We start from the raw sequence: 24,761 nt of genomic DNA, 5'->3' as shown, positions 1-24,761 counted from the left end.
TTGATAGTATTATTTGTATGTGCGGTGTTAAGGAAAGGCTAAATGGACAATGGGCAGGGTGTTTTGAGAAAACAAGTTTACCGGTTGCTTTTTATGGTTTTTCAGTAATTTTCATACCTATAATTAACCTTTGCTATGATTAACTGCTCTTTTCTGCCTGTATTTTACCAGCACCACCTGCACCGGAAAGAACGTAAACCAGCCCCGGAGTTTGACAATTATTCAACAGTGGAAGATATCTGGATGAATCTTTATGGGCTGGGAAAGTTTGAAACTTACCAGTTTGTGTATGAAAAGTGTACCAGCGAAGCTCATTTGCAGGAATGGCTGATACAACTGAAAGGTGCAGCGCAGATAACTGCTTCTGCAAAAGCTTTTGAGGATTGGCTGCAGGGCGCTGATAATAAGGCAGATAATAACCATAGTGCGTCGGCTTTACTTACAGAAGCACAGCACCAGAGCTGGCAAAAGCAGGGTTATTTAAAAATAAGCGATCTGGTTGCGCAGGAGTTGTGCGATGCAGTTGCTGAGCTTATTTGTGATACCATGGAGGTAGATCTTTCCAGACCGGAAACCTGGTATAACCCGCATGCGGGCTGGCACGGCCTTATGCTGCAGTTGTACCAGCATGAAAGTATACAGGCCATAAGAACACATCCTGCTGTTAAACAGGTTTTTGCTGAGTTGTACGGTACCACGCATTTGATTGCCCGGACAGAAAAAGTGAGTTTTAACCCACCTGAAACGGATACCTGGAAATTTGCACATGGAAAACTGCATTGGGATATTGACTTTAATACCGGCGAGTTGTTTTATATACAGGGACTGATTTACCTGAACGATGTACCTGAAAACAGAGGCCCTTTACAGCTGGTGCCTGGTTTTCAACACCGGTTTGAGGATTTTATGAAAACATGGCCGGATTTTCAACGGGCGCATGAAGAAATGCAACGTTTGGTGAACCCTGTACCCGTGCCTGGCAAAAAGGGTGATATTGTGCTGTGGCAACAGACTTTGCCACATGCGGCCAGTGCCAATCATTCTACGGTGCCGCGCTTTGTTCAGTATCTGAGTTTTTCTAAACTGTAATATTTGCTACCGGGCCGGAGTGAAAGGCGGTAACTGTCCACCCCGGCACTCAGTAGCACGTACTTATGCTGCTGCTTTTTGCCAGCTGGCGGTATACAGTTTTCTAAACATAATATAGGTAATACTGATAGCGGTAAACGCCACTACAGCATCAATGGCGGCTGCAAAACCCAATACTGCAATTTTTGAGAAAAAGGCGAATGCAATATCAAAGAAAATGCCTGCAAACACCCATTCTTTTAAACGCAGTAATTTACCCGGGGTAAGCAATACTACCACGCCCGTAAGTTTACATACGCCCAGTATATAGATAAAGTGAGCTGGGTAGCCCAGTTGTTGTGTAATACCCCATACCAGCGGGTTGCGTGTAAGTTCAAAAAAGCCGCTGGCACCAAACCATAAAGAGATAAAAATTGCGCCTGACCAGTAGATTGCTTTTGTAGTTTGTAAGTTCATAACGTTGGTTTTTGTGTTAGTGATAGCACAAAGTTGGCGTAGAACAAGCCGGGCGCAAGCTGCCAGGTTGCCGAAGCGGACAGGATAAGGGGGCAAACGGACATTCTTACGGACTAATCTGATGTAACAATGACCTCCTTTCTATTGTAATAAAAAAGCCCCGAAAACAGGGACGTTTTGGGGCATTGTCTGATCAGAGTGCGTATGCTTATCTACTGGGCATATTTATACTCTGCCGATTTCAGAATTTGTCTGTTATGATCTCTGATATTTTTTAACCGTTGAAAGTTGTCATATTCGTAGTACACGGGTACACTCCTGGCATCAGTAACACTGGTAATGCCGGTGAGAGGTTTTAGTGTATAACTTATCATTTGGGCGCTATAAGGATAAAAGCGCACATCATCTATCTGGCCATTAAGTGTTATTGTGTAGCTGCCATTATTTACCGTTATTTCATTTTGTATAAGCTGCCAGGTGCCTCCGCTTTTTAACCGGTAAGAAAGTATGTATTTTCCGTCACCAACCCCGGTAAGCGTTTTCTGATAGCTGCCATTGAAGGCAAATCTTCCTGTGTAAGCATCTGCAACCAGACCGCTGAAATTGGATTCTTCAAATCCTTCAAACCAGATTTGTGTATAATCTGCATTCTTGACTTCGGCTAACGGTTGCTTTAGGTGATTGCCCCATATATACGATACCGGCATTCCCTGAGCAAAGGATTGACGTAACAGCCGGTTTGTATTGTCGTAATAAAAATTAATACGCTCTTTATACGAGGTGTTTTTTACAAAAACATCATTTTGTATTATAGAAGGTGTGAATGTGGCAAGTGGCGCTGTAATTTCCATGAACTGAATTTGTTTAACCAATGGTTTGTTGGCATAAAACACCTGCAGAACTCCATTATAATAACGGCTGGCACCCTGCGGTGTTACTTTTTCCATATAGGTTTCAACAGGCTCAATTACATGTTTGTCTTGCATTTGTTTAATGCCGGCCACTGTTAAATCTTCCGGATTGTCAGCAATGTTCGTATAATCCTGTGCATATTTAATATGCGAATGCACAACATTACCTTTTGAATCTCCGGTGGTTTTCTTTATTAACTGATAATGTTCATTTACCTTGTCGTATGTGTAAGTTTCGTATTGGTTAAATATCTGATTACCATCATCGTCGTATAAATAGCTGTTTTTTGTGGTTAAAGCATTCCGGTATACGGGGATAGAAAACTGGTGGGCATACATCTGATATACCCTCGCTCCACGAGGTGCAGGCAAATAAGGGCCATAACCCATTTGGAATAAAAACTGCCAGATTCTGCTGGTTCTATCCCGGTTGTAGATATAGAACGTACTGCTTACCGGTTTCAGTCCCCCCTCTTTTTTTCTGAATATTTTTTCCTCAATTAAATCACCGCGCCCACCGCCAATAGAAGGTATGGATGGTATTATACAATTGGGCATACCAGTTTGAGGTAAAACGTTGGAATAGGCTATTATGGTATTAAGGTTAAGATTACCGGTAGCATTATAAGTATACTCTGTGGTACCGTTCAGATCGTTATTTTCACTTTCCGAAATGGTTACATTTTTATAGCCAAAATAAGGAGCATTGGTGCCATTTGAAAACGGGTAAATAGACTGCCCGAAGCGTTTAAAAAAACCATTGCTATAAACGGCAACTTCTGTGTTATGCATTTCCATCCAATGGTCTGTTCCGGCTTGCGATATATAAATCGGAAGGTCGTCTTCATTACCACCAGAGTAGGTGTATTTTTTAATATTGGTTTTACCACTCAAGGGGTCGTAATTCGATATTTTGTTTACGCGCAGCCCTCCGGAATAACGCGTTCTGGTTACATAACTGCTGGTGCTGGACACTTGTTTTATATACACCTGCATCCGTATCTGCAGGCTATTATAAAAATCCTGAGATGCAGGATCTAAAACTACTTTATAAGTTCTTCCACCAACCAGGCGAATGGATGAATCTATGGATGAGGTATTGGTAGTAAATATCCGGATACGCTTCAACACCATATTGTTCTCGTATACCACTGCACTTAATTCATAGTGAGATGGATAGCTTACAGTAGCACTAACCATATTGAAGATGTAAAGTTTTTTGTCGTTCCATCCTGAGGCGGCTGTAAAACTACCATCTGCGTTCATAAACCCGGAAGAGTTCATGATAGCCGATCCTGATGCCTTATAGTAATTCTGAGAGGCATCCTGGTAGGTTGTTACAAGTTCTGTAAAGGGGAATTGATTGGTTTCGTAGGTGAACGTAGTCGTGCCCCCCGTGGGGTGGGTGATGGATGTTAATATTCCTGATTGCATTACGTTTGGGTTAGCCTCACGATTGGCGCCTTCAAAAGAAATTTCCTGCGAATTCAGATTAACAGTTCCTGGAGGCGTTAAGCGGTAATTATATGCTCCATTATAATATCCCCAATGGTCTATAGAGTATGACAGTTTATCAGGAAGTTGTATTTGTTCATTATAGGCATATCTGGTAGTTTTAACGGCTCCGCCAACTGCATCTGTTTCGGTAATGCCATTTAGTTTCAGCCTTTTATCTATAACTCCTGCCGGATAGCCTGGTAGGAACATAAAGGTGGAATTTGATAGGTATCCTGCCTCAGCTGTTGAACTTGAATTGAAATAGGCATTATTAAGTAGCTGAACTTTCCGCTGCAGTTCGTCAGATTTGTTATATATCTCAATGCTGGTTAGTCGTTTGCTGTTATCAAGATCCTGCCGGTCATTGTTATAAATAAACCGGATACTGCCATCTGAAAAACTGATGGACGATAGATTTACCTGATCATAAACAGAGTAGTTGGTGGTGATAATTCTTCTTGATGGAGGCACATTGGGCGATGAAGTACCTGCTACCCATTCAACTTCTGAAACCGAAGGCAGTGGATGAATAAAAGATTGCATTGGCTTATCGTAATTGAAGTTGATCTCTCCATGAACTGCTGATACAATTTTTGTCAGGTGCCAGGTATTCAAAGACTGGTTGGTGCGATTACTTATATAATAAGGGTCGTTGCCTCCGGTATTTGTGTAATTGAATTGCCGAAAGGTAAAGTAATATATGGTGCCCTTTTCATCTGTTACCTTCCAGTCAGGATAAGTTCCGGTATTGGTAGTTATCAGTTCAATCTTCAACGAACCGTCTCCTAGTACTACAGGCTTAAATTCGTTATTAAAAACAAAATTGTAACTTCTTTCACCAATATTTATCATATACAAATCAGAAGCAAAATCTGGCGGACGTTCATCTCCGATATTGAAAAAGTTACCGTAGTGCCGCATTACTCCTTTATAAGGTAGTGTCATCCCATAATACAACAATCCCTCTGGTGAGTCACCTACTATGGATAAATCTCCGCCCCACAGATAATAGTGATCACCAAAACTGGCTATCGGATTGCGTGAGCTTGTTGTAGCATCCGGCGCATCAGGCATGTCTGCTGCATAAGTTGGAAATCCGGCAGGAAAGTCCGGACGTTCTCTTTCACTACTTATAATAGTGCCGCCAGCACTTAATGCCCAGCCAAGACCTACTTCACTGGCGTCTTCTTTTACTTTTATACCAGAGGCGTGGTATTTTAACGAAATAGGAAAGCTGATATCTCCTTCTTCAATTGTAAAAACAGGATAGCTGATGCTGGGTACCCCTGAAAAATTGTTCACAGGTATCAGTCCGAATTTACCCAATGCACTTACCTCAGGTGAAGGTGGTGTTAGTACTTTAAGCTGAGGAGCAGTTTGTGCAGAAGCTAAAACTGATACTAATATAGCAGCAGCCAATGAAAATAAGCCGAAAACGCGACGGATCATGGTTTAAATCAGGTTTAGGATGTGGAGTTACGAAAGTACTTATTTATATAAAATTAAATGCTGCTCTCAGCTGTATTTCAATTATTTACCTACAGCTTGTACTATAGAGGCGTAGCAAAACGGGGTCATTTCGGGTTATAAAAGCGCGGAGTTTCTGTCGGTATCTCCAGCATCAGATCTTTCGCATGGTTTGTTTTAACAAAGGTGCAATCTGCCTGCCCCCAGAACATTTTTTAGCTATGTGTTGTTGCAGTATTTCTTTTGCCTTCATACCGGTATGTGTTCTTGCTTCAAAAATAACAAATGCATCTGCGGAAGTTGTGTTTTGTTATTGCGTCTGTACTTTTTTGAGGTACGGGCCCGTGTTACTATATTTGTCTACTTATAAAGTAGGGTTTATGAAACAAACTGCTTCGCACCAGCTGATAAAACATTTATTACTGCTTCCGGCTCTTGGGATGGTTACACATGCACTTGCACAGGATAACGAGGTTACCACCTACCGGCAGGAAGTAGAAGCATGGCATCAGAACAGAGAGGATGAGTTAAAAAAGAAAGATGGCTGGTTAAGTCTGGTGGGGTTGTACTGGTTGAAGGAGGGGAGTAATTCGTTTGGCGCAGATAGTAGCAATGCCATCGTTTTTCCAAAAAACTTTCCGGAACGGCAGGGAGGAAGCTATATGCTGGATAAGGGGAAGATTGCTTTTCATCTGAATAATGCAGCCATAAAGGTTAGCGGTTATAATGGCACAGACAGGGTTATCACCGTTGGTGAGGCAGACAGGCAACCCGTTCGTTTTGCTATAGATGGCTTTCAGTGGATTATTATCAGGCGACAGGATAAATATGGCCTGCGTGTATGGGATACCAATAGCCCTGCCGTAAAGCAGTTTACAGGCGTACCCCGGTTTCCGGTTGATACGGCATGGAGGATACCTGCGCGTTTTATAGCTGCTGAAAGTGAGGGTGGCCCCATATTGTTTAAAAACAAAATAGGGCAGTCTTTTGAGAACAAAGCAGTAGGTAAAATTGCATTCAGCTATAAGGGAGCACCTTATACGCTTGATATCATCAGTGCCTCACGCGAAGGCTATTTCATTGTATTTGGCGATAAAACCAGTGGTGAGCAAACCTACGCTTCGGGCCGCTTTATTACTGTTGATAAGGCAGATGACGCGGGTAATACTTATATAGACTTTAACCGGGCCATTAATCCACCCTGTGTATTTACTGAATATGCTACCTGTCCGTTACCACCACAGTCTAACGTATTACCGGTAGCTATTCTGGCAGGTGAAAAGGATTATCATATTCATTAAGCACTACAGGTTATTTAACTGCCATACTATTGTTTCTGATATGCGTGGTGTATTGCTGCAGATAGGCTTTTAGCTGGCGTTCCATGCCAGTGCTGATACTATCGCCAGGCTGGTTTAACAGATTGCGCTGCAATAGAGAATCCGCTTGTATATTATACAGGCCGATTCCTTTTTTACCATCGAATGAGTACAGGTAGTTGCCTTGCGCTATGTTATAGCAACTGTTGGTATAATATACCGCGAAAGATGGATGCTGGTAAATATCATTACCCAGTGCAAAGAACGGTTTCTGATATCCCAGAAGGTGCAGTAGGGTGGGTACTATGTCTGACTGTGATAGAGTAGCAGTTTCTTCCTTTTTTCCAATACTGCCGGAGGGATCGAATATTAATACGGGAATCTGGTATTGCCCTGCCAGATTGCTGTAGAAAGGATGATTTGACATGCCGGTATGATCTGCTGCAAAAACAAAAACGGTATTTGTATACCAGGGCTCGTTTCGGATGCTATTGAAGAATAGTCGCAGGCTGTAATCTGTGTATTGTATAGCCCGGCTGAGCGGATTATTGCCATCACCCTTAAATTGCTTTTCGTATTTAGCCGGAATGGCAAACGGATGGTGCGAATTAAGGGTAAATATAGCTGTATGGAAGGGCTGTGGAAAGCCGCTCATTTTTTTACCTGCAAACTGTAGAAAAGCTTCATCCCATATACCCCAGTTGCCATCATAATCCTGCTCGTTATGGTACTCGCTTCTGCCATAATAATCGTGGTAGCCTGCCTGACTGGCAAACGCATCAAAATTAAAGGAACCATTATTGGCTCCGTGGAAAAAAGCTGTATAGTAATTTTCATCTCTTAATATACCAGCCAGCCCTTTGTAATTGTTACCTGCATACACGGAATTAGTAAAAGGGGCATCTGAAAGGCTGGGTATAGATGCCAGAATAGCTGGAATTCCCTGTATACTTTGTTTGCCGTTTGACCATGCGTTGCTGAAAAACAGACTTTCTTTTGCCAGAGAATCCAAAAACGGCGTATAGGTAACCGCGCTGCCTGCGTTGCCGGTAAACTCTTTACTAAAGCTTTCCAAAGCAATAACCACCACGTTACGTTTTTGAAAGCGGTTGCCCGCCACTTTTACGGGCTGGTGAACGGGGGAGTAGAATTGGTTGGTTGCTTCAGGCGTATAATAAGCCAGATTGGGCAAGCCCTGCGCTCCGATAGATTTGGCAAAGGTAAAAGGCGTGTTAAGCACCAGTGGAATGTTTTGGGCGCTGGCAAATTTACCGGCATCGGTAATGCTGATAGGTATCAGCGCCAGCCAGCCCCTGAAGTTAAGCAACATTAAGCCCATCCAAACCACCAGCGTCAGTAGCGTTCCCGTAATGCGGCCCGCTTTATGCCGCGCAGGCATTATAGGAAAGCGGGCTATATAATTACGGGCAAACCGTCGGATTACGTATACCATCGCCAGAAAGAAAACCGCCAGATACCAGTAGTTTTTCAGGAAAGCAGGTACCAGGGTAAGGAAATTGTCTGATTTGCCTCCAAAGTGGAAGATATCTGCTGTAAGGCGTTTGTGAGAAAAATCAAAGAAAGCAATATCAAATACACTCAGCGCAATACCGGCAGCATTAAAAACAATAAACAGCAACAATGCAATACGCATGTGTGTTTTTTGCCAGGCAGCGTTTACCGGAATACACATCCATACAATAAACAAAGCATTTTGTACGGCAAGTGCTGAAAGATCAAAATAGGCGCCTCCGCAATACACCCGTAGAAAGTCTTTCACCGACAAATGGGAGAAAGTAGTATGATAGTATACATGAAAAACAATACGGCAGGCCAGAAAAAGGGTCAGTACAAAAACAGAACTGAAAAAAAACAACCGGCTTTTTTGAGCAGCGGTTGCAGCTATCTCTTTAACCATACTGTAGGGGTATAAAACGAATTAGCAGAACAAAAACCTGCTTTCGCCGCGCAAAGTTAGTATTCTATGGATTAGTAACAATAACTTAATGCAGGTGTATGGTAATAAGCCGCCTATCCGATGTAGAAAGCGGCTTATTATCACCTTTTTAACGGGCCAGCTGGTCTGCTTCCTCTATGGCAGCAGCAAATGCTACCGGAGCTTCCTGCGGAGGATTATGACCTACGCCGCCCGTAAGTGTATGGTGTACATATTTTCCGGTAAACCTGGCAGCGTAGGCTGAAGGGTCGGGGTGCGGGGCGCCATTGGCATCGCCTTCCAGGGTAACGGTGGGAACGGTAATTGCCGGGCCTGTAGCCAGTTTTTTCTCCAGCGCGTCGTATTGCTTTTCTCCGGCAGCCAGTCCCAGGCGCCAGCGGTAATTGTGTATTACAATTGCCACATGGTCAGGATTAGTAAAAGCGGTGGCAGAAAGGGCAAAAGTGCTATCTGTGAATTGCCAGGCAGGAGAGGCTGTTTGCCAGATAAGGCGGGCAAAATCACTGGTGTTAGCCTGGTAGCCTTCCTCACCGCGTGGTGTGGCAAAGTAAAACTGGTACCACCAGCTCAGTTCTGCTTTAGGGTTCAGCGGCGCTTTGTTTGCCTGCTGACTACCGATAAGGTAGCCACTTACCGATACCAATGCTTTACAGCGCTCCGGCCACAGGGCGGCAATAATATCCGCGGTACGCGCACCCCAGTCAAAGCCACCAATCACTGCTTTTTCTATATGCAGTGCATCCATCAGTGCAATAATATCAGCAGCCAGCGCCGCCTGCTGGCCGTTACGCATGGTATTTTTATTCAGAAAACGGGTAGTGCCATACCCCCGCAGATAAGGTACTATTACATGGTAGCCTTTAGCGGCCAGCAGGCCTGAAACCTGTGTGTAGCTGTGAATATCATAAGGCCATCCGTGTAGCAAAATAACAGGTTGACCGCTGGCTGGCCCCAGTTCTGCATATCCTATGTTTAATACACCGGCATTTATTTGTTTAGGGTGGCTGAAGGCATTGGCTGTTTCTGTAGCATTGGCCCAGGCACTATCTGTCAGCGAGGCTTTGGCTTTAGTATTTACGATGCTTACATAGCTAAGGACGACGGTTAATAAGAGCGCTTTCATGACTCAGGCATTTTGTGTTAGTGATAGCACAAAATTGGGGGGCGCTTCTCCGCTAACAAGGTGTAAAATGGTTGAACCGGACATACTCGTGGCTAAACCCGGCAACAGGGTAATTGAAGTTTCCGGTTTGTTTACTTATTGGCACTTTGCTCAAGGCTGTTAACACCCGTATAGGTTATTGAGGCGTCATCTGGTACCTGGTTATCCGGGTTGTCTGCATTTGCTTCATTGGAGGTGTCTCTTCCATAGCATCTTCCGCCAGAAGTTAATGCTGCTTTAAGGTACAATTAAGTGTTTTATCAGCCCTGTGTTTAAACACCTGACTACATTTGAAACAGAAAATATTCAACGATGACTGGTGTGCCTAAAGTGAAATTACAGCTGAACAGGAATAAAGAGATCAGCAAATGCCTGGAGTTACTTGCAGCGGAATGCGACATACCTGTTGCTGTTTTAACAGTATTGGGTGAGCGGGTTGGTTATGTGAAAGAGAATACCGGTTTCCCTGCTGATGTGTGTGATATATTTATGTCATTTCTGTCCCGTACCGCGCCTGAGTTGTATATGATGTATAATCTTGTGTGGACGGCGGAGCAAGAACAGGCTGGTGCACCTGTATATGCAAAATTTTACGCCGGGCTGCCGTTGGTTACCACTTCAGGCTTGTTTCTGGGTAGTATATGTGTAATGGATGCTCAGCCACGCAAGCTATCGGCAGAGCAACAGAATTTGTTGATGCAGATAGCAGATAAGTTGTTATCTATGGTGGTAATAAATAATCCGGTTAGTGCATCCGGTGTAGCTTCTGTATCTTATAATTAAATGGAAATGTGCCTCACTGGGCTGGGGTATTGGTTAATTTTGTAGTGCTACTCATATATTTAAAACTTCATCTGTCATTGTAAGGGCATACGGCTATATTTGTTACAGTAACACTTATTCTTGTCCATAGAAATGCATGTCCGATGAAGATAAAACCAATGCTTTTTCTTTGCTGTTTTGCTACCCTGTCTGTATGTGCCCAGCAGCCAACTGTATCCATTGAAGTAGATGCCGGCAGGCAAAAGGGGGCGTTGAAACCCATCTGGGCCTGGTTTGGCTACGATGAGCCCAACTATACGTATATGAAAGATGGCAGAAAGCTGCTGTCTGAGCTGGCTGCTTTAAGTCCGGTTCCGGTATATGTGCGTGCGCACAATCTGATGAATACCGGCGATGGAACGGCAGCCTTAAAATGGGGGTCAACCAATATGTATACGGAAGATAAGGATGGCAATCCCATATATAGCTGGAACATTGTGGATTCCATTTTCGACACTTACATTAACCGCAAAATGAAGCCTCTTGCACAAATTGGCTTTATGCCTGAGGCATTGTCTACCAACCCCACGCCCTACCGCCATTACTGGAAGCCCGGTGTTAATTACAAGGAAATATGCACAGGCTGGGCCTATCCGCCCAAGGACTATGATAAATGGGAAGAGCTCATTTTTCAATGGGTTACCCATTGTATTCAGCGTTATGGCAAAAAAGAAGTAGAAAGCTGGTATTGGGAGCTTTGGAACGAAGCTGATGGTTATTATCTGATGGTGGAAGACAAAGTAAAAGTGTATTGTAAAATGTACGATTATGCTTCTGCCGCAGTAAAAAGAGCTTTACCCACTGCTAAAATGGGCGGGCCGCACGCAACAGGCGGAGCCGGTGAGTTTATGCGTAAGTTTATTGTGCATTGCCTGACAGAGAAAAACGAGGCTACCGGAAAAATTGGCGCACCTATTGATTTTCTCGCATTTCACGCAAAAGGTTATCCTAAGTTTATTGATAACCGGGTGCGGATGGGAATGAGTAATCAGCTGAAAGATGTAAACAGGCATCTTAAAATTATTTCGTCTTTTCCGGAGCTGAAAAACATTCCTGTTATTATAGGCGAGTCTGACCCGGAGGGATGTGCTGCCTGCGGTATGAAAACAGATCCGCAGAATGCCTATCGCAATGGTACTATGTATTCCAGCTACACGGCTGCTTCTATTCCCCGCATTCTGGATTTGGACGAGCAGTATGGTACTAATATTATAGGAGCAGTAAACTGGTCTTTCGAGTTTGAAAACCAACCCTGGTTTTATGGCTTCCGCGAGCTTGCTACCAATGGGGTTGACAAGCCTGTGCTGAATGTATTTCGTATGCTGGGCATGATGACGGGCAACAGGGTAGAGGTGTCTGGAAATATGGCTTACAATGCAAAAACGATTATTGATTCCGGAGTAAGAGGAGCTGCTACAGATGTAAACGCACTGGCCTCACGGGATAAGAAGTCTATGGGCGTAATGCTCTGGAATTATCACGATGAGGATGTTGCCGGAAATACAGCGGAAGTGGAATTGTTATTAAAGAATATACCGGCCCGTAAAGCTACTTTGCACCATTATCGTATTGATCAGGAACATAGCAACTCTTACGAAGTATGGAAAAAAATGGGTTCTCCACAATCGCCTACTGAGCAGCAGTATGCTGAGCTGGAAAAAGCCGGGCAGTTGCAGTTATTGTCTGCTCCCGAAAAAATAAGCATACAAAATGGAGCGCTGAAAATGAACATACAGCTGCCCCGTCAGGGCGTATCTTTTATCCGGCTTACTTATTAATAAAGAACAGGGCTACGTTTTCGCAAATGCAGCCTGGGTATTCGGTTAATCTTACAGATGTACGGGATAACTAGTTAAATAATATATGTTTTTAACCGGGGCTGAATAGCCCCGGTTACTTTTAAAGCCAGCGTTCTCTCCGGACGCTTTTTTGTTTTCGCCATGGTTTGGGCACAACTTTCCCGCTTATCAATAATTTATATTACATTCGCCGCGCAATGGTTCTTAACATACATTTCACAATGTTAGGATTAATAGGGAATCAGGTGTAAATCCTGAGCAGTCCCGCTACTGTAAGTTCTGTAACAACACTTTAGCATCTACTCGCCACTGTTTTTAGTGAATAAAAATGGGAAGGCCGCTAAAAGTGAGAACAAGCCAGGAGACCTGCCACTGCAGATAAATTGTAAGCTTTCGCGGATGAGGCTTGGAATAGCAGAAACTGAACTGAAATTTATTTCAGGCTCTATTTGTTTTCATGCATCATGGGTAAAGCGGTATCAGAGACCATAAGCTAATGCCTGCAAGGCCTGGCAATGGCTGGTATTGTTTTGCGCAGTAGTGGGTAACGCCGCTAATGCTGCTGTTGAATGCTGTAAGCTTCATTGGATAGGTTAACTGAATAAGCCGAAATAAAACATATGAAAATATATATATTTTTACAACTGTTCACTGTTTTTATTGTACTTGTGTTCTCCTGTAAAAAAGATCAGTATCTGGCTCCTGATATATCCGGAGTAAATGCAGATACCATTGTATTGAATATAGGGGATAAAACAGTGCTTGCGCCTAATATCACTAACCTGAGAGGCAACAGTTACACCTGGCTGGTGAATGGTAAAGAGGTTGCTGCCGGTAAGGTAAATTATACCTTTGAGGCAACTAAGTCAGGCAATTTTGAAGTTACTTTTAAAGTAGATAATAAGGGCGGCTCTGCTAAGCAATCGTATCAGATACAGGTACAAGCTCCTGTTATTATAACATTAAACAATGCCTTCACCGTGCCACTGAGTGAAGTATTGGAAATTATGCCCGAAGTAACGGGCCCTGCGGGGGCTGACTATGTTTACGAGTGGTTAATAGGTGATTCCATAATAAGCAAAAACCGTGCGATCAGTTTTATTTCACCTGCATCGGGTGCTTATGCGGTAACATTTCGCGTAACTGCCGGCAAGCAGGTGGCAACGGCTACCAGTAATATTACGGTAGTGGCGGCGCAGTATGTAAAAAATGCGTATACGGTATTGGAATACGCACCGGCACCGGGAAAGTTTCATAACTGGTCTGTTATAGGAGATAAGGAGCTGTGGGATTTAGGATTTGAACATCCCCTCGCGTACAATGATTTTTTAGCCAAAGCAACTGCTTTAAGAAAGGGAGATTTGTATGCTTCTCTTTTCCTGGGCTCATGGGGTGGCAGTGCTACCTTTCAATTTGACCACACCGTGGTAAATGCACCTGGTAAAACAGATCTGGAATTAACAGCTACTTACTCCAACCGCGATTTGCCGGCGATATATGTGGCATACGATCGCAATAAGAACGGAAAGCCGGATGAGGACGAATGGTATGAGATTAAGAATACGGATTACGGCCTGGAAGATACCGCTTCCTATGAGCTCACCTTTACGTACCTGAAAACTGAAACGGATAGCAGGAGAGTATATACTTACTACAATTGGATAGACAATAAATCAGAACCGGCCCAGGGTGAGATTCTTACCAATAAAACCTTCAACAGTTCTAAAACTCCAGATGGCAACCTTTCTACCAGAGGCTTTTTTCCGGGCTGTTATATGGATATTAATACAAAGCAGATGGTATTACTGAACGGATGGAAGGAATCTTTTTCGCGCAAAGGAAAACGTATTACCAGAGACCTTACAGGTGCCAACCCTTTTTCGCAGAAGCTGAACATTGATATTGACATGGCGGTAAATGAAAAAGGCGAAGCTGTTCAGTTACCAGGTATCAACTTTATAAAAATCCGTAAAGTGGTTTATCCATACGTACAGGATTTTATAAACAATGGCGGTAAGTTAATGGATTACAATATGGAAGAAGGACGCATGTTACAGGTGGGGGCTATTGTAGACAGAAATCTTAAAAGTTAAGCGGAAAGCCGGGCTCATCCCTATATATACACTCATTAAAATTAGCACTAATGAAAAAAACACTTTTTAGTAAAACACTACTGGTTGCAGGCATTGCCGCCGTGTTGGTTACCTCTTGTTCTAAACAGAACGATTTACCGGCTACACAGGCTGAAGCTGTGCCAACCGCAGAAAAGCTGGCTAAAGCACTGGCAATTACTTATACAATTACTTTTGAAGGCATAAGCCGCAGTTATATGGCAGATACCAGTTCGTATGGAGATAATACCTATTCTTCCTACGGTGGTACTCAGATAGCACCTTATGTTCATTCTCCCAGTAACCTCAGGTTTGCTATCAAAGGCGCCGGAGGCGCTTCTCCTGTAAACTATTGGGATGGAGGCTTTGTGGTTTCTGACTGGAATTACAAATCCAACATTCCCGGAAAAACAGGCGATTGGTGGTATTCCTACCTAAACCAGTGCAGCGTTTATTCTGGTACGCATGGCGCTAAAAACGGCGGTTATGGCGGTAGCAGCAATTTTGCTGTAATGTTTGGTTATGTAGACTTTTATAATACTTCCTATGCAACACGCCCTACACTTAATTTTACCACCGGCAGTGGTGTGGTTGAAGGTATGTATGTGTGTCTTTCTTCTTACACTTATGGGGTAATTCAGAACGGCAATGCATTTGGTTCGTCTGGTGTGGCTACGCCGCTTAAAGATATTGCTAACGGAACAGGTTATCTTAAACTACTGGCTTATGGTTTTAATGGCAGCACGGCTACCAATGGTGGTGCTCCGGTTACCATTTATCTGGCAAGGTATGTCAATCACTTACCGGTATCAGGTCCGTTAACAGCATGGACTTATTTTGACTTGTCTGCTTTAGGTACTGTTACACGTGTTGAGTTTAACATGGAAGGTAACGATTCCGGTACTTACGGGCTTAATACGCCTGCCTACGTTTGCATGGACAATGTTGAAGTAACACTGTAATTGTAAACTCAATAAATGCCCGGCTTTTTTTGCTATCCTTCATTAGTGGAATGAATCAATTTAATAAAATGAAATATCAACATATTTTTACGGGTTTTCTAACCTTTGTTGTACTGTTAATAAGTAGCTGTGGAAAAAAAGATGCAGAACTGCCGGAAGCGGCCCCTGCTATATCAGGCATAGAAGCGGAATATTACGTAGTAGTGAGGGACTCTATACAATTAACCCCTGTTATCGCCAGCAGGGTAGACTCTATCGTATGGGTGGTTAACGGTGTAAGGGTTGCCAATGCATTACAATACACCTTTCAGGCACCTGTAAATCCCGCCGTACATAGTGTTATTATCATGGCATATAATTCCGGCAACGTATTTCAGAAAGTGGTGCAGATTACCACCGGCAGGTACCGGAATTGGGAAATAAAAGCGCATGCCGTTTTAACCCTGCAGGCATCTTCAAAGTTTGCCGGTAAGAATGATGTGAAATGGGAAGTGTTGTCTGCACCATCGCATCTGTACCGGTTGTGGCCCGGTAAAGATACTGCGCAGTTTATTGCTATGGAAAGAGGCGCCTACCAGCTCCTTGTTTCTTCCGCAGAGCTGACAGATACGCTGCTGGTAACAGTGCGGCAACCTGTACAGGCTCCTTCGCCGTATATTTCAAAAGTATTTGACTATTTGCCTGCGCCCGGTCAGTTTGTAAACGAGCTGCCCAGGTATGATGTGGGCGATACCTACGAAACAATGGTGGGCAAAGTAAACAAACAGCTGGCAGGAGAGAATCCGGTTATGATTACGTTAGGAGGATGGGGTGGTTATGTGGTAGTAGGTTTTGACCACACTATTGTAAACGTTGCCGGTAAACGGGATTTTCGCATTCAGGGAAATGCATTTGGAGCAGCTGCTAACCCACGCCCCAACGCACCTTTCGGCGGCAGCTGTGAGCCGGGAATTGTAATGGTGGCGTACGATAGGAATAAAAATGGTAAGCCCGATGAGGATGAGTGGTATGAGATAAAAGGCAGTGGCAGTTTTTCGGCAGAAAGCGAGCCCTGGTATAGTGCTGCCGTTAGCAATAAAAGTGATGTACGCACGTTCCGTAATTATGAAATGACATATAATCGCCCGGCAACGGAAATGCCGGACAGCGCACCTGTCAATAGTTTTACCCGTATCAGCAACTACATAAGCTGGGCAGATAATCAGGGCCAGCAGGGGTACAAGATAAAAAATGCTTTTCATGCCCAGAGTTATTACCCGCTATGGGTAAAGGATAACGCTATTACATACAAAGGTATACGCCTGGCTAACAATGCAATTGATGAAAGTAAGCAGGGTAGCTACTACGTATTATATGCTTTCCGGTATGGATATGTAGATAACTATCCTAACGGGCATGATAATTCCGGTATTGATATTGACTGGGCTATAGATAAAAATGGCAATAAGGTAAATCTGCCGGGTATAGACTTTGTAAAGGTGTATAACGGAACAGATCAGGAAAATGGGTGGCTGGGAGAAGCTTCTACCGAAATTGGAAGAGGGGAAGACTTACATCTGCTGAAAGCAGATATCGCTACCGTACATCCTTAACAGATCATAACAGTAAACTACACCAAAGGTGATTTACGGCTAAAATGTTTTCTGACGGGTATTAATTCACCCCCTTTTTTTGATGAATTCACCCCTCCCGGCAAAGTAGTATCCGCCCTACTTTACAAGCGACTAATTCAGAACACTTTAAACAATTGCTAATTATGAAGAGAGTACATCCTGTGTGCCTGGAATACAGTGCCATAGCCCGGAGGCCTATACTTCGTTTGTTGCCTGAAATCACCTGTTTCCTTATTTTTTTGTTGTTGAGTGTTGGTGCCTATGCCCAAACAAATGTAGTAACCGGTAAAGTACTGGATACTGCCGGTAATGGTGTGCCGGACGTGTCTGTGCTGATTAAAAACACCAGTACCGGTGCCACTACTAATGCTGCCGGATGGTTTAGCATAAAGGCAGCTAAAGGGGCCGTGCTTGTTTTTTCCTCTGTTGGATATGTTGATAAAGAGGTAGCTGTAAATGCAGAAGACCTGGGCAACATTTCACTTTCGCGGGTAGTGGCAGACCTGGCAGATGTGGTGGTGGTGGGTTTTGGTACCCAGCGCAAAGTAAACATGACTGGTTCGGTGGGTACGGTAACTGCTAAGGCGCTGGCAGATCGTCCGGTTCGTAACGCCGCACAGGCATTGCAGGGTTTGGTTACCGGCCTTAACATTTCTCAGAACAATGGATCGCTGGAAAGTAACCCCAGTATCAATATCCGGGGTATAGGTACTATTGGTACCTCATCGTCCAGTCCGCTTATTCTGGTAGATGGTATGGAAGGTTCGCTGAATGCTATTAACCCGCAGGATATTGAAAGCATTTCCGTGTTAAAAGATGCTTCCGCCTCTGCTGTATATGGTTCAAGGGCGGCTTTTGGTGTAATATTAATTACCACCAAAAAAGGCAAACAGGGTAAGGCCCGTTTAAACTACAACAACAGCCTCCGCTCGGCTGGCCCGTTGTTACTGCCCAAACAAATGGATTCCTACACTTTTGCGTTGTTTTTTAACGATGCCAATTTAAACAGCGGCAGTAGTGCCTTTTTTAGTCCGGAGCAGTTGCAGCGTATTAAAGATTACCAGGCCGGTACGTTAAAAGAAAGTATTATACCCAACCCCAATAACCCCAGCCGTTGGGCAGATGGATATGCGTATGGTAACGCCAACGTAGATTGGTATAAGGCCATGTACAAAAGCAATAGCTTTGCGCAGGAGCATAACCTCAGCCTGAACGGCGGTAACGATCGCTTCAGCTATTACCTTTCGGGTAACTATATGCATCAGGATGGATTAATGCGTTTTAATACCGACTGGTACGATAGGTATGGTGTTACAGCCAAAATAAACGGTAAAATTTCAGACGAGGTTGCTGTAAACTATACTAACCGGTTTATTTTTGAAGGTTACCAGCGCCCCGCTGCGTTAACCAACGGCTTTTATAATGATCTGGGCCGTCAGGGATGGCCTACTTTGCCGCTGTACGATCCGAATGGATTCCTGTACAGTTCGCCATCACCTGCCTTAAGCATGGCAGAAGGTGGGGTAGATAAAAATCAGCGCGACTGGAATTATCAGCAGCTGCAACTGGTATTTGAACCTGTTAAAGGCTGGAGAACCTTTGGTGAGTTTAACTACCGGGCCAGAACCGATTTCCGTAACTGGAATACACAGCGTACTTATAATCATGATGTAAATGGCAACCCATATGTGTACGGTCAGAACTCTGAAGTATATGAATATGGCTATAAGGAAAACTACTACAATACCAACATTTACAGTGAGTATAATAAACGTTATGGGGCGCATAACGGTAAAGTAATGGCTGGCTTTCAGTCTGAGCTTACCAAATACAGAGATTTGAGTGCTACCCGCCAGGGCATTATTGTGCCAGGTAGTCCAACCATTAATACTACTTCAGGTGTAAACCCTTTAGGTGTAGCAGTGCCACCCACAGTCTCCGGCCAGTATCAGAACTGGGGTATACAGGGCTTCTTTGGCCGTATTAACTACGACTTTGATGGTAAGTACCTGTTTGAAGCCAATGCGCGGTACGATGGTTCTTCCCGGTTCCGTTCCGATTCACGCTGGGGGCTTTTCCCATCTGTTTCCGTTGGCTGGAACATAGCACGTGAATCTTTTATCAGAAACCTTTGGAGCGAGATAAATACCTTAAAGCTCAGGGCTTCTTATGGCGAACTGGGTAACCAGAACACCAATGTATGGTATCCTACGTATTTAACCTTGCCGGTGGGTACTGCTTCAGGCAGCTGGTTAATAAACGGTCAGCGTCCTAACACTGCCGGAGCGCCCGATGCATTAGTAAGTTCTACACTTACCTGGGAAACTATTAAAACCCTGAACATAGGGTTGGATTTCAGTTTGTTTAACAGCCGGTTAAGTGGTTCGTTTGAAGTGTTTCAACGCAAAACCATCGACATGGTTGGCCCGGCTCCTCAATTACCCGCAACGTTGGGGGTAGCTACGCCAAGTACAAACAACACCAATCTCACTACCCGTGGCTTTGAATCTGAAATTACCTGGTCTGATAATCTGAAAAACGGCCTTAAATACTCATTCCGTTTCCTGTTGTCCGATTATCAGACTACTGTAGATGCTTATCCGGCTAACAGAACCAATGCACTCAGTACTTATCGTACCGGCCAGAAGCTGGGTGAGATATGGGGTTTAACTACCATAGGCATTGCTAAGAGCAAGGCGGAAATGGATGCACACCTGCAAAAGCTGAATGGTGGGCAGAATGTACTGGGCAGCCAGTGGGATGCCGGAGATATTATGTATGCAGATGTTAATGGAGATGGTAAATTAGATAAGGGTAATTCCACCCTTTCTAATCCGGGCGATTTACGGGTAATTGGAAACAGTACCCCCAGGTATACGCTGGGCTTTGATGCCAGTGCTAACTGGAAAGGCTTTGATGTAAGGGCATTTTTTCAGGGTGTGATGAAGCGCGATTACTGGCAGGGCAGCTACTTCTTCTGGGGTACTACCGATCAGATATGGTGGTCAACCGGTTTTGTGGAACATACCGATTACTTCCGCGCCAACGCTGATCATCCACTGGGCCAGAACCTCAATTCTTATTATCCCCGCGCGCTTTTTAATAGTCCTAAAAACCGCGAGGCACAAACACGTTATCTGCAGAATGCTTCCTATCTCCGTTTAAAAAACCTGCAGATAGGATATAGCTTACCCGCTTCGCTGCTTGATAAACTGCATATTCAAAACCTGCGCATATACCTGTCGGGCGAGAATTTGCTTACGCGTACCAAAACTGCTAAAATGTTTGATCCTGAAACCATTGATGGTGGATCTGATGGCAGTGTGTATCCATTACAAAAAACAATTGCAGGTGGCATAAGTGTAACTTTCTAAACTTAATTAACTATGTACTCTATTATAAAAAATGTGGCGATAGGTGCGTGCCTTGTAGCAGTGGTAGTGCTTACAGGTGGCTGTAGAAAAATGCTGGAGCAGCAACCCCCTTCTCAGATTATACCGGAAAACTACCTGAACGATGAATCGCACCTGGCTGCCTATGCCATTGGCAGGTACGGTATTTTGCCTTCTCATGGCGGCTGGTCTTTTGGTACGTTTGGTATAGATGGTAATACGGATAATATGGCTACGCCTTTTATTGATACCCGTTATGTACCCGGCCAATGGCTGGTAGGGGCTGAGGGAGGTGACTGGAACTTTTACAACATCTACCAGATGAATTATTTTTTCCAGGATGTGCTGCCTAAGTGGAATGCGGGAAGTATTACCGGTACCCCGGCCAATATAGCCCACTACGTAGGTGAAATGTACTTTCTGCGTGCTTATGAATATTTTGGTAAGCTACAGGCGCTGGGCGATTTTCCTATACTTAAAACCACCCTGCCCGATAACGAAGCCCTGTTAATAGCGGCCAGTGAAAGAAAACCCAGAACAGAAGTAGCCCGTTTTATATTGTCCGATCTGGATTCGGCTATCAATCTGCTACTAACCACTTCACCTGCCGGTAAAAACCGTATTTCCAAAGCGTGTGCTCAATTACTTAAATCACGTGTGGCCTTGTACGAAGGTACCTGGTTAAAATACTTTAAAGGCACTGCATTTGTACCCAATGGACCGGGTTGGCCGGGAAAGGATAAGAGCTATAACGCCAGCTATCAGTTTCCATCGGGCAGTATAGATGGTGAAATTGAATTCTTCCTGGGTGAGGCTATGGCTGCTGCAAAAGCAGTGGCAGATGCCGTACCATTGGTAGCTAATACAGGTATTATAGAATCATCTGGTAACGAAAACCCTTACTTCAGCATGTTCAGTGCTGTTAACATGTCTGGCTATAGCGAGGTGCTTTTGTGGCGTCAGTATGCCACCGGCCTGGTTACCCATAACGTGCCCGTGTATGCGCAGCTGGGTAACTATGCGGTAGGTTTATCGCGTGGTATGGTAGAAAGCTTTCTTATGGCAAATGGCTTACCTATATACGCTGCCGGAAGTAATTATAAGGGAGATGATTCCATTGGTTCTGTAAGAGAGGGAAGAGATGGAAGACTGGTGTTGTTTTTAAAGCAACCCGGCCAGCGCAACATTCTGCTTAATCCTAATGCCGGTACCCATGGTACTGCTGTTGAGCCTATACCGCAAATATGGTTGTCCAGCGTGGAAAATAAATATTCCACTGGTTATGCCATCAGAAAAGGTTTGAGTTATGATGGGGCACAAACACTGAATAATGGCGCATTTACCGGCAGTATCACCTTTCGCGCAACAGAAGCTTACCTCAATTATATGGAAGCAGTTGTGGAAAAAACAGGATCGCTGGATGCCACTGCTACCGATTACTGGCAGAAAATACGTGCCCGTGCACAGGTAAGCACCGATGTAGCCCAAACCATTGCTGCTACAGATGTAAGTAAGGAAACGCTTGATTGGGGTGCATATTCTGCCAACCATTTAATTGATGCAACACTGTACAATATCAGGCGCGAACGCAGAAACGAGCTTATGGCAGAGGGCCTGCGTTTAATGGATCTGAAACGCTGGCGTGCAATGGATCAGTTAATCAGCACTCCCTATCACCTGGATGGCTTTAAACTCTGGGGCCCCATGCAAAACTGGTATACTGCTTCACAACTGGTATATGGCGCCGGTAATGCAGATGCGGTGGTTTCAGACCCTGCACGCAGCGTTTATCTGCGCCCCTACGAAATACGTGACAATGCATTGGGATATAATGGTATGAAATGGCATATGGCGCATTATTTAAGCCCGATTGCTAACCAGCATTTCACCGTTTCAGCAGGGAATACTGATCTTACTACTTCGCCTATCTATCAAAACCCCGGCTGGCCGCTACAGGCAGGGCAGGGGCCGCGTTAGTATAATATGTTTTTAAACAGCAAAGGCGTCTTCGATTATTCGGAGACGCCTTTGCTGTTTAATGTTATCCGGGCTGATAGTAGCCTGAATGTATATAACGGGGCTGCAGTGTTTGCCCCATTACTTCCAATACGAATGGCTTTTATTATCTTAAGCAAAATGATACAGGAATATTACATCGCCGGTATAGGCGGGCTTTTTCTGGTCTTTTATCATCAGGGTTGCTTCAATTACCACCTTAACTGTTCCCCGCAGATTCAATATGTTCTTAAGTTTTGCCTTTAACTGCACTTCGTTATTTACCAGAACTGCCTGGCCAAACTTCAGATTTTCTACGCCGTAGTTAATTTCCATTTTAATATTGCGCACGTCTGCAATCTGCTTCCACAAGTAGGGAATTAACGACAGGGTTAAATAACCATGGGCAATGGTAGATTTAAAAGGCTCTTCTTTTGCAGCTCTTTCTTCGTCTACGTGTATCCACTGGTGATCCAGCGTTGCATCGGCAAATCTGTTGATCTGATCCTGGTTTATAGTATGCCAGTCAGAAACTCCCAATTCTTTGCCCACATACGACTGATACTCTTCGAAATTGTTGATTACTACCATATTTGATATTGTCCAGGGGCCCAAGATAGTGTTATTTGAATAAACGAGGCAGATTCCGACCCTTAAATATCAATTGGTTAGCCAGCGAATAAGGCATAGTTACCGAAAAAACCGGCCGTTAGAGGCCTTTTTTCTTCAACGCTACATTGTATTCGTTCTCATTTTCGGAAAGGCTGACTTCCTGCTGCTGGTAGCCATCCAGGCTAAAAACCAATACGGCATCAGGGGCTGTTACCGGAATATAATATACACCATCCTGCTGGGTGCCTGAATAATAATCGCTCCCTTTTATCAGTATCTGCACACCTTCCAAACGTACACCTTCGCAGGTAACCACACCGGTAATGGTTCGTCTGGTATGCTGCGGATGTATTTGCGTGTTAGCCAGCATAACAGAAAACATCAGTAGGTATAAGTATTTAAGCGGCATATTTTGAGGAATAATTAAAGTCTAGTAAATTAGTAGGTAAATATAAGCGTTTAATTTTAACACCGGTTAAATATCTTATGTACTTATTATCCGATACTGAAACTACCGGGCTGGCAACAATTTATGTAGTCTGGCTGGCTATATCATTCATACTAATGATGCTGTTTGTATACATTGCTGCCAGAAAAAGGCGTAGCTGGCTGGCTGTACGAAGAAAGACCTTATGGCTGGAGGAAGATTTTATTCCTTAAAGCCATTGATAAAGGCAGTAGCTTCTATAACATCGTCAATGAGAATGTTTTCATAAAATGCCGTATATCCTTACTGCCCTGGGGCATTTTAGTTACTTTCGCCATTTGTTTACCAACAGTTACAGGGATGGTTGTACCAATAAATAATGCTTCCGCTGCCAGCAGATTTTCTAACCGCGCAGCTAACTATGCTAAATACAGACCCGGTTACCCCGAAGAGTTATTCCGTTATATAGAACAGGCTATGGCGTTGCAGCCGCAATCTGGTATTGTAGATATAGGATCCGGTACCGGTTTGTTTGCGGAGCCTTTGTTACAGAATGGATATAGTGTAGTGTGTATAGAGCCTAATGAGGAAATGCGCAAGGCAGGAGAAGACAGGCTGAAGAAGTATCCTTCTTTTCAGAGTATACAATCTACCGCAGAAGATACAAAGCTGGCGGAAAACAGTGCAGACCTTATTACAGTTGCCCAAACGTTTCATTGGCTTGACCCTGTTGCTGCCCGTGTGGAGTGCCGCCGGATTCTTAAACCCGATGGTCATGTAATTCTGGCCTGGAACCGGGAAACCCGCAAAACAGAATTTGAACAGAAGTATAACGATCTGCGGGGTAAATACCGTTTGGGCGATAATGGGCCTTTGCAGATTGATCCCGTACTGATAAGTGCTTTTTTTGCACCCGGCGTACCGGAGTCAAAAGTATTTGCCAATAAGCAGCAGCTGGATTTTGAAGCCTTGAAGGGGCAGTTACTGTCAAAGTCATATATACCATTGCCGGGGCATGAGGAATATGACGACATGATTTCTGAGCTGATAAAATTGTTTGTGCTGTATAATGAAAATGGATTAGTAACCATTCACTACGAAACGCTCATGTACTGGGGCCAGCCCGGTTTATAAAAGTTATATAATTAAAACGGCCTTATATCAGTAGTA

The 24,761-nt window shown here is 44.0% G+C and carries 17 protein-coding genes and 1 riboswitch; of the genes, 11 read left to right on the top strand and 6 right to left on the bottom strand.

Going from position 1 to position 24,761, the window contains the following annotated elements; genetic code table 11:
* Positions 1 to 135: 135 nt before the first annotated feature.
* Positions 136 to 1,089, top strand: coding sequence for a phytanoyl-CoA dioxygenase family protein (locus IEY13_RS17640; RefSeq protein ID WP_188954517.1), 954 nt, complete (start codon positions 136 to 138; stop codon positions 1,087 to 1,089).
* A 63-nt stretch (positions 1,090 to 1,152) separates the two neighbouring features.
* Here the strand turns inward: IEY13_RS17640 and IEY13_RS17635 are convergent, their stop codons facing one another.
* The gene (locus IEY13_RS17635; RefSeq protein WP_188954515.1) at positions 1,153 to 1,545 is read right to left on the bottom strand and encodes a DoxX family protein; all 393 of its coding nucleotides are present in this window, start codon (positions 1,543 to 1,545) and stop codon (positions 1,153 to 1,155) included.
* Between the two features lie 212 nt (positions 1,546 to 1,757).
* The gene (locus tag IEY13_RS17630) at positions 1,758 to 5,402 is read right to left on the bottom strand and encodes a hypothetical protein (protein ID WP_188954514.1); all 3,645 of its coding nucleotides are present in this window, start codon (positions 5,400 to 5,402) and stop codon (positions 1,758 to 1,760) included.
* Positions 5,403 to 5,800: 398 nt separating this feature from the next.
* On the opposite strand from IEY13_RS17630, the gene IEY13_RS17625 reads away from it, so the two are divergent.
* On the top strand, positions 5,801 to 6,721 hold the full coding sequence (locus IEY13_RS17625) for a DUF1684 domain-containing protein (protein WP_188954513.1): 921 nt from the start codon (positions 5,801 to 5,803) through the stop codon (positions 6,719 to 6,721).
* A gap of 10 nt (positions 6,722 to 6,731) precedes the next feature.
* Here the strand turns inward: IEY13_RS17625 and IEY13_RS17620 are convergent, their stop codons facing one another.
* Together IEY13_RS17620 and IEY13_RS17615 are read right to left on the bottom strand one after the other, a co-directional pair.
* A complete protein-coding gene (locus IEY13_RS17620) occupies positions 6,732 to 8,657 on the bottom strand; it encodes an LTA synthase family protein (RefSeq protein ID WP_188954509.1) in 1,926 nt (641 codons plus the stop codon).
* Positions 8,658 to 8,805: 148 nt separating this feature from the next.
* Positions 8,806 to 9,819, bottom strand: a complete 1,014-nt coding sequence (locus tag IEY13_RS17615; protein WP_188954507.1) for an alpha/beta fold hydrolase — start codon at positions 9,817 to 9,819, stop codon at positions 8,806 to 8,808.
* 351 nt (positions 9,820 to 10,170) lie between these two features.
* Between IEY13_RS17615 and IEY13_RS17610 the strand changes: the two genes are divergently transcribed.
* The 7 genes from IEY13_RS17610 (at position 10,171) to IEY13_RS17580 (ending at position 22,534) form a co-directional block, all read left to right on the top strand.
* Positions 10,171 to 10,641, top strand: coding sequence for a GAF domain-containing protein (locus IEY13_RS17610; protein WP_188954504.1), 471 nt, complete (start codon positions 10,171 to 10,173; stop codon positions 10,639 to 10,641).
* A gap of 143 nt (positions 10,642 to 10,784) precedes the next feature.
* The gene (locus tag IEY13_RS17605) at positions 10,785 to 12,458 is read left to right on the top strand and encodes a GH39 family glycosyl hydrolase (RefSeq protein ID WP_188954501.1); all 1,674 of its coding nucleotides are present in this window, start codon (positions 10,785 to 10,787) and stop codon (positions 12,456 to 12,458) included.
* Positions 12,459 to 12,660: 202 nt separating this feature from the next.
* Positions 12,661 to 12,867: riboswitch (cobalamin riboswitch) on the top strand.
* Positions 12,868 to 13,099: 232 nt separating this feature from the next.
* On the top strand, positions 13,100 to 14,572 hold the full coding sequence (locus tag IEY13_RS17600) for a PKD-like domain-containing protein (RefSeq protein WP_188954499.1): 1,473 nt from the start codon (positions 13,100 to 13,102) through the stop codon (positions 14,570 to 14,572).
* A gap of 50 nt (positions 14,573 to 14,622) precedes the next feature.
* A complete protein-coding gene (locus IEY13_RS17595) occupies positions 14,623 to 15,552 on the top strand; it encodes a DUF4465 domain-containing protein (RefSeq protein ID WP_188954497.1) in 930 nt (309 codons plus the stop codon).
* 68 nt (positions 15,553 to 15,620) lie between these two features.
* On the top strand, positions 15,621 to 17,144 hold the full coding sequence (locus IEY13_RS17590; RefSeq protein ID WP_188954495.1) for a hypothetical protein: 1,524 nt from the start codon (positions 15,621 to 15,623) through the stop codon (positions 17,142 to 17,144).
* A gap of 164 nt (positions 17,145 to 17,308) precedes the next feature.
* Positions 17,309 to 20,539: a SusC/RagA family TonB-linked outer membrane protein gene (locus IEY13_RS17585; RefSeq protein ID WP_188954493.1), complete on the top strand. Its 3,231-nt coding sequence runs from the start codon at positions 17,309 to 17,311 to the stop codon at positions 20,537 to 20,539.
* 12 nt (positions 20,540 to 20,551) lie between these two features.
* Positions 20,552 to 22,534, top strand: a complete 1,983-nt coding sequence (locus tag IEY13_RS17580; RefSeq protein ID WP_188954491.1) for a RagB/SusD family nutrient uptake outer membrane protein — start codon at positions 20,552 to 20,554, stop codon at positions 22,532 to 22,534.
* A 150-nt stretch (positions 22,535 to 22,684) separates the two neighbouring features.
* Here IEY13_RS17580 and IEY13_RS17575 read toward each other — a convergent pair whose 3' ends face one another.
* Both IEY13_RS17575 and IEY13_RS17570 read right to left on the bottom strand, forming a co-directional pair.
* On the bottom strand, positions 22,685 to 23,143 hold the full coding sequence (locus IEY13_RS17575) for a MaoC family dehydratase (protein ID WP_188954489.1): 459 nt from the start codon (positions 23,141 to 23,143) through the stop codon (positions 22,685 to 22,687).
* Positions 23,144 to 23,261: 118 nt separating this feature from the next.
* Entirely contained in the window at positions 23,262 to 23,546 is a 285-nt protein-coding gene (locus tag IEY13_RS17570) for a carboxypeptidase-like regulatory domain-containing protein (RefSeq protein ID WP_188954487.1), read from the bottom strand.
* 104 nt (positions 23,547 to 23,650) lie between these two features.
* On the opposite strand from IEY13_RS17570, the gene IEY13_RS17565 reads away from it, so the two are divergent.
* Entirely contained in the window at positions 23,651 to 23,824 is a 174-nt protein-coding gene (locus IEY13_RS17565; RefSeq protein ID WP_188954485.1) for a hypothetical protein, read from the top strand.
* Between the two features lie 127 nt (positions 23,825 to 23,951).
* Positions 23,952 to 24,725 (top strand): class I SAM-dependent methyltransferase, encoded by a 774-nt coding sequence (locus IEY13_RS17560; RefSeq protein WP_188954482.1) that lies wholly within the window; start codon positions 23,952 to 23,954, stop codon positions 24,723 to 24,725.
* Positions 24,726 to 24,761 lie beyond the last annotated feature (36 nt).

Source organism: Filimonas zeae (genome assembly GCF_014641615.1).
GTDB classification, from domain to species: Bacteria; Bacteroidota; Bacteroidia; order Chitinophagales; family Chitinophagaceae; genus Filimonas; species Filimonas zeae.
The sequence above is the reverse complement of the archived record's forward strand: the minus strand, read 5'-3'. Positions and strand labels throughout refer to the sequence as shown.

What these genes read in the sequence shown, in the direction of transcription:
- IEY13_RS17570 (WP_188954487.1), bottom strand. Translation starts at nt 23,546, where the DNA reads ATGTTTTCTGTTATGCTGGCTAACACGCAAATACATCCGCAGCATACC.
- IEY13_RS17595 (WP_188954497.1), top strand. Translation starts at nt 14,623, where the DNA reads ATGAAAAAAACACTTTTTAGTAAAACACTACTGGTTGCAGGCATTGCC.
- IEY13_RS17605 (WP_188954501.1), top strand. Translation starts at nt 10,785, where the DNA reads ATGAAGATAAAACCAATGCTTTTTCTTTGCTGTTTTGCTACCCTGTCT.
- IEY13_RS17585 (WP_188954493.1), top strand. Translation starts at nt 17,309, where the DNA reads ATGAAGAGAGTACATCCTGTGTGCCTGGAATACAGTGCCATAGCCCGG.
- IEY13_RS17610 (WP_188954504.1), top strand. Translation starts at nt 10,171, where the DNA reads ATGACTGGTGTGCCTAAAGTGAAATTACAGCTGAACAGGAATAAAGAG.
- IEY13_RS17620 (WP_188954509.1), bottom strand. Translation starts at nt 8,657, where the DNA reads ATGGTTAAAGAGATAGCTGCAACCGCTGCTCAAAAAAGCCGGTTGTTT.
- IEY13_RS17635 (WP_188954515.1), bottom strand. Translation starts at nt 1,545, where the DNA reads ATGAACTTACAAACTACAAAAGCAATCTACTGGTCAGGCGCAATTTTT.
- IEY13_RS17565 (WP_188954485.1), top strand. Translation starts at nt 23,651, where the DNA reads ATGTACTTATTATCCGATACTGAAACTACCGGGCTGGCAACAATTTAT.
- IEY13_RS17580 (WP_188954491.1), top strand. Translation starts at nt 20,552, where the DNA reads ATGTACTCTATTATAAAAAATGTGGCGATAGGTGCGTGCCTTGTAGCA.
- IEY13_RS17640 (WP_188954517.1), top strand. Translation starts at nt 136, where the DNA reads ATGATTAACTGCTCTTTTCTGCCTGTATTTTACCAGCACCACCTGCAC.
- IEY13_RS17600 (WP_188954499.1), top strand. Translation starts at nt 13,100, where the DNA reads ATGAAAATATATATATTTTTACAACTGTTCACTGTTTTTATTGTACTT.
- IEY13_RS17575 (WP_188954489.1), bottom strand. Translation starts at nt 23,143, where the DNA reads ATGGTAGTAATCAACAATTTCGAAGAGTATCAGTCGTATGTGGGCAAA.
- IEY13_RS17625 (WP_188954513.1), top strand. Translation starts at nt 5,801, where the DNA reads ATGAAACAAACTGCTTCGCACCAGCTGATAAAACATTTATTACTGCTT.
- IEY13_RS17590 (WP_188954495.1), top strand. Translation starts at nt 15,621, where the DNA reads ATGAAATATCAACATATTTTTACGGGTTTTCTAACCTTTGTTGTACTG.
- IEY13_RS17615 (WP_188954507.1), bottom strand. Translation starts at nt 9,819, where the DNA reads ATGAAAGCGCTCTTATTAACCGTCGTCCTTAGCTATGTAAGCATCGTA.
- IEY13_RS17560 (WP_188954482.1), top strand. Translation starts at nt 23,952, where the DNA reads ATGGTTGTACCAATAAATAATGCTTCCGCTGCCAGCAGATTTTCTAAC.
- IEY13_RS17630 (WP_188954514.1), bottom strand. Translation starts at nt 5,402, where the DNA reads ATGATCCGTCGCGTTTTCGGCTTATTTTCATTGGCTGCTGCTATATTA.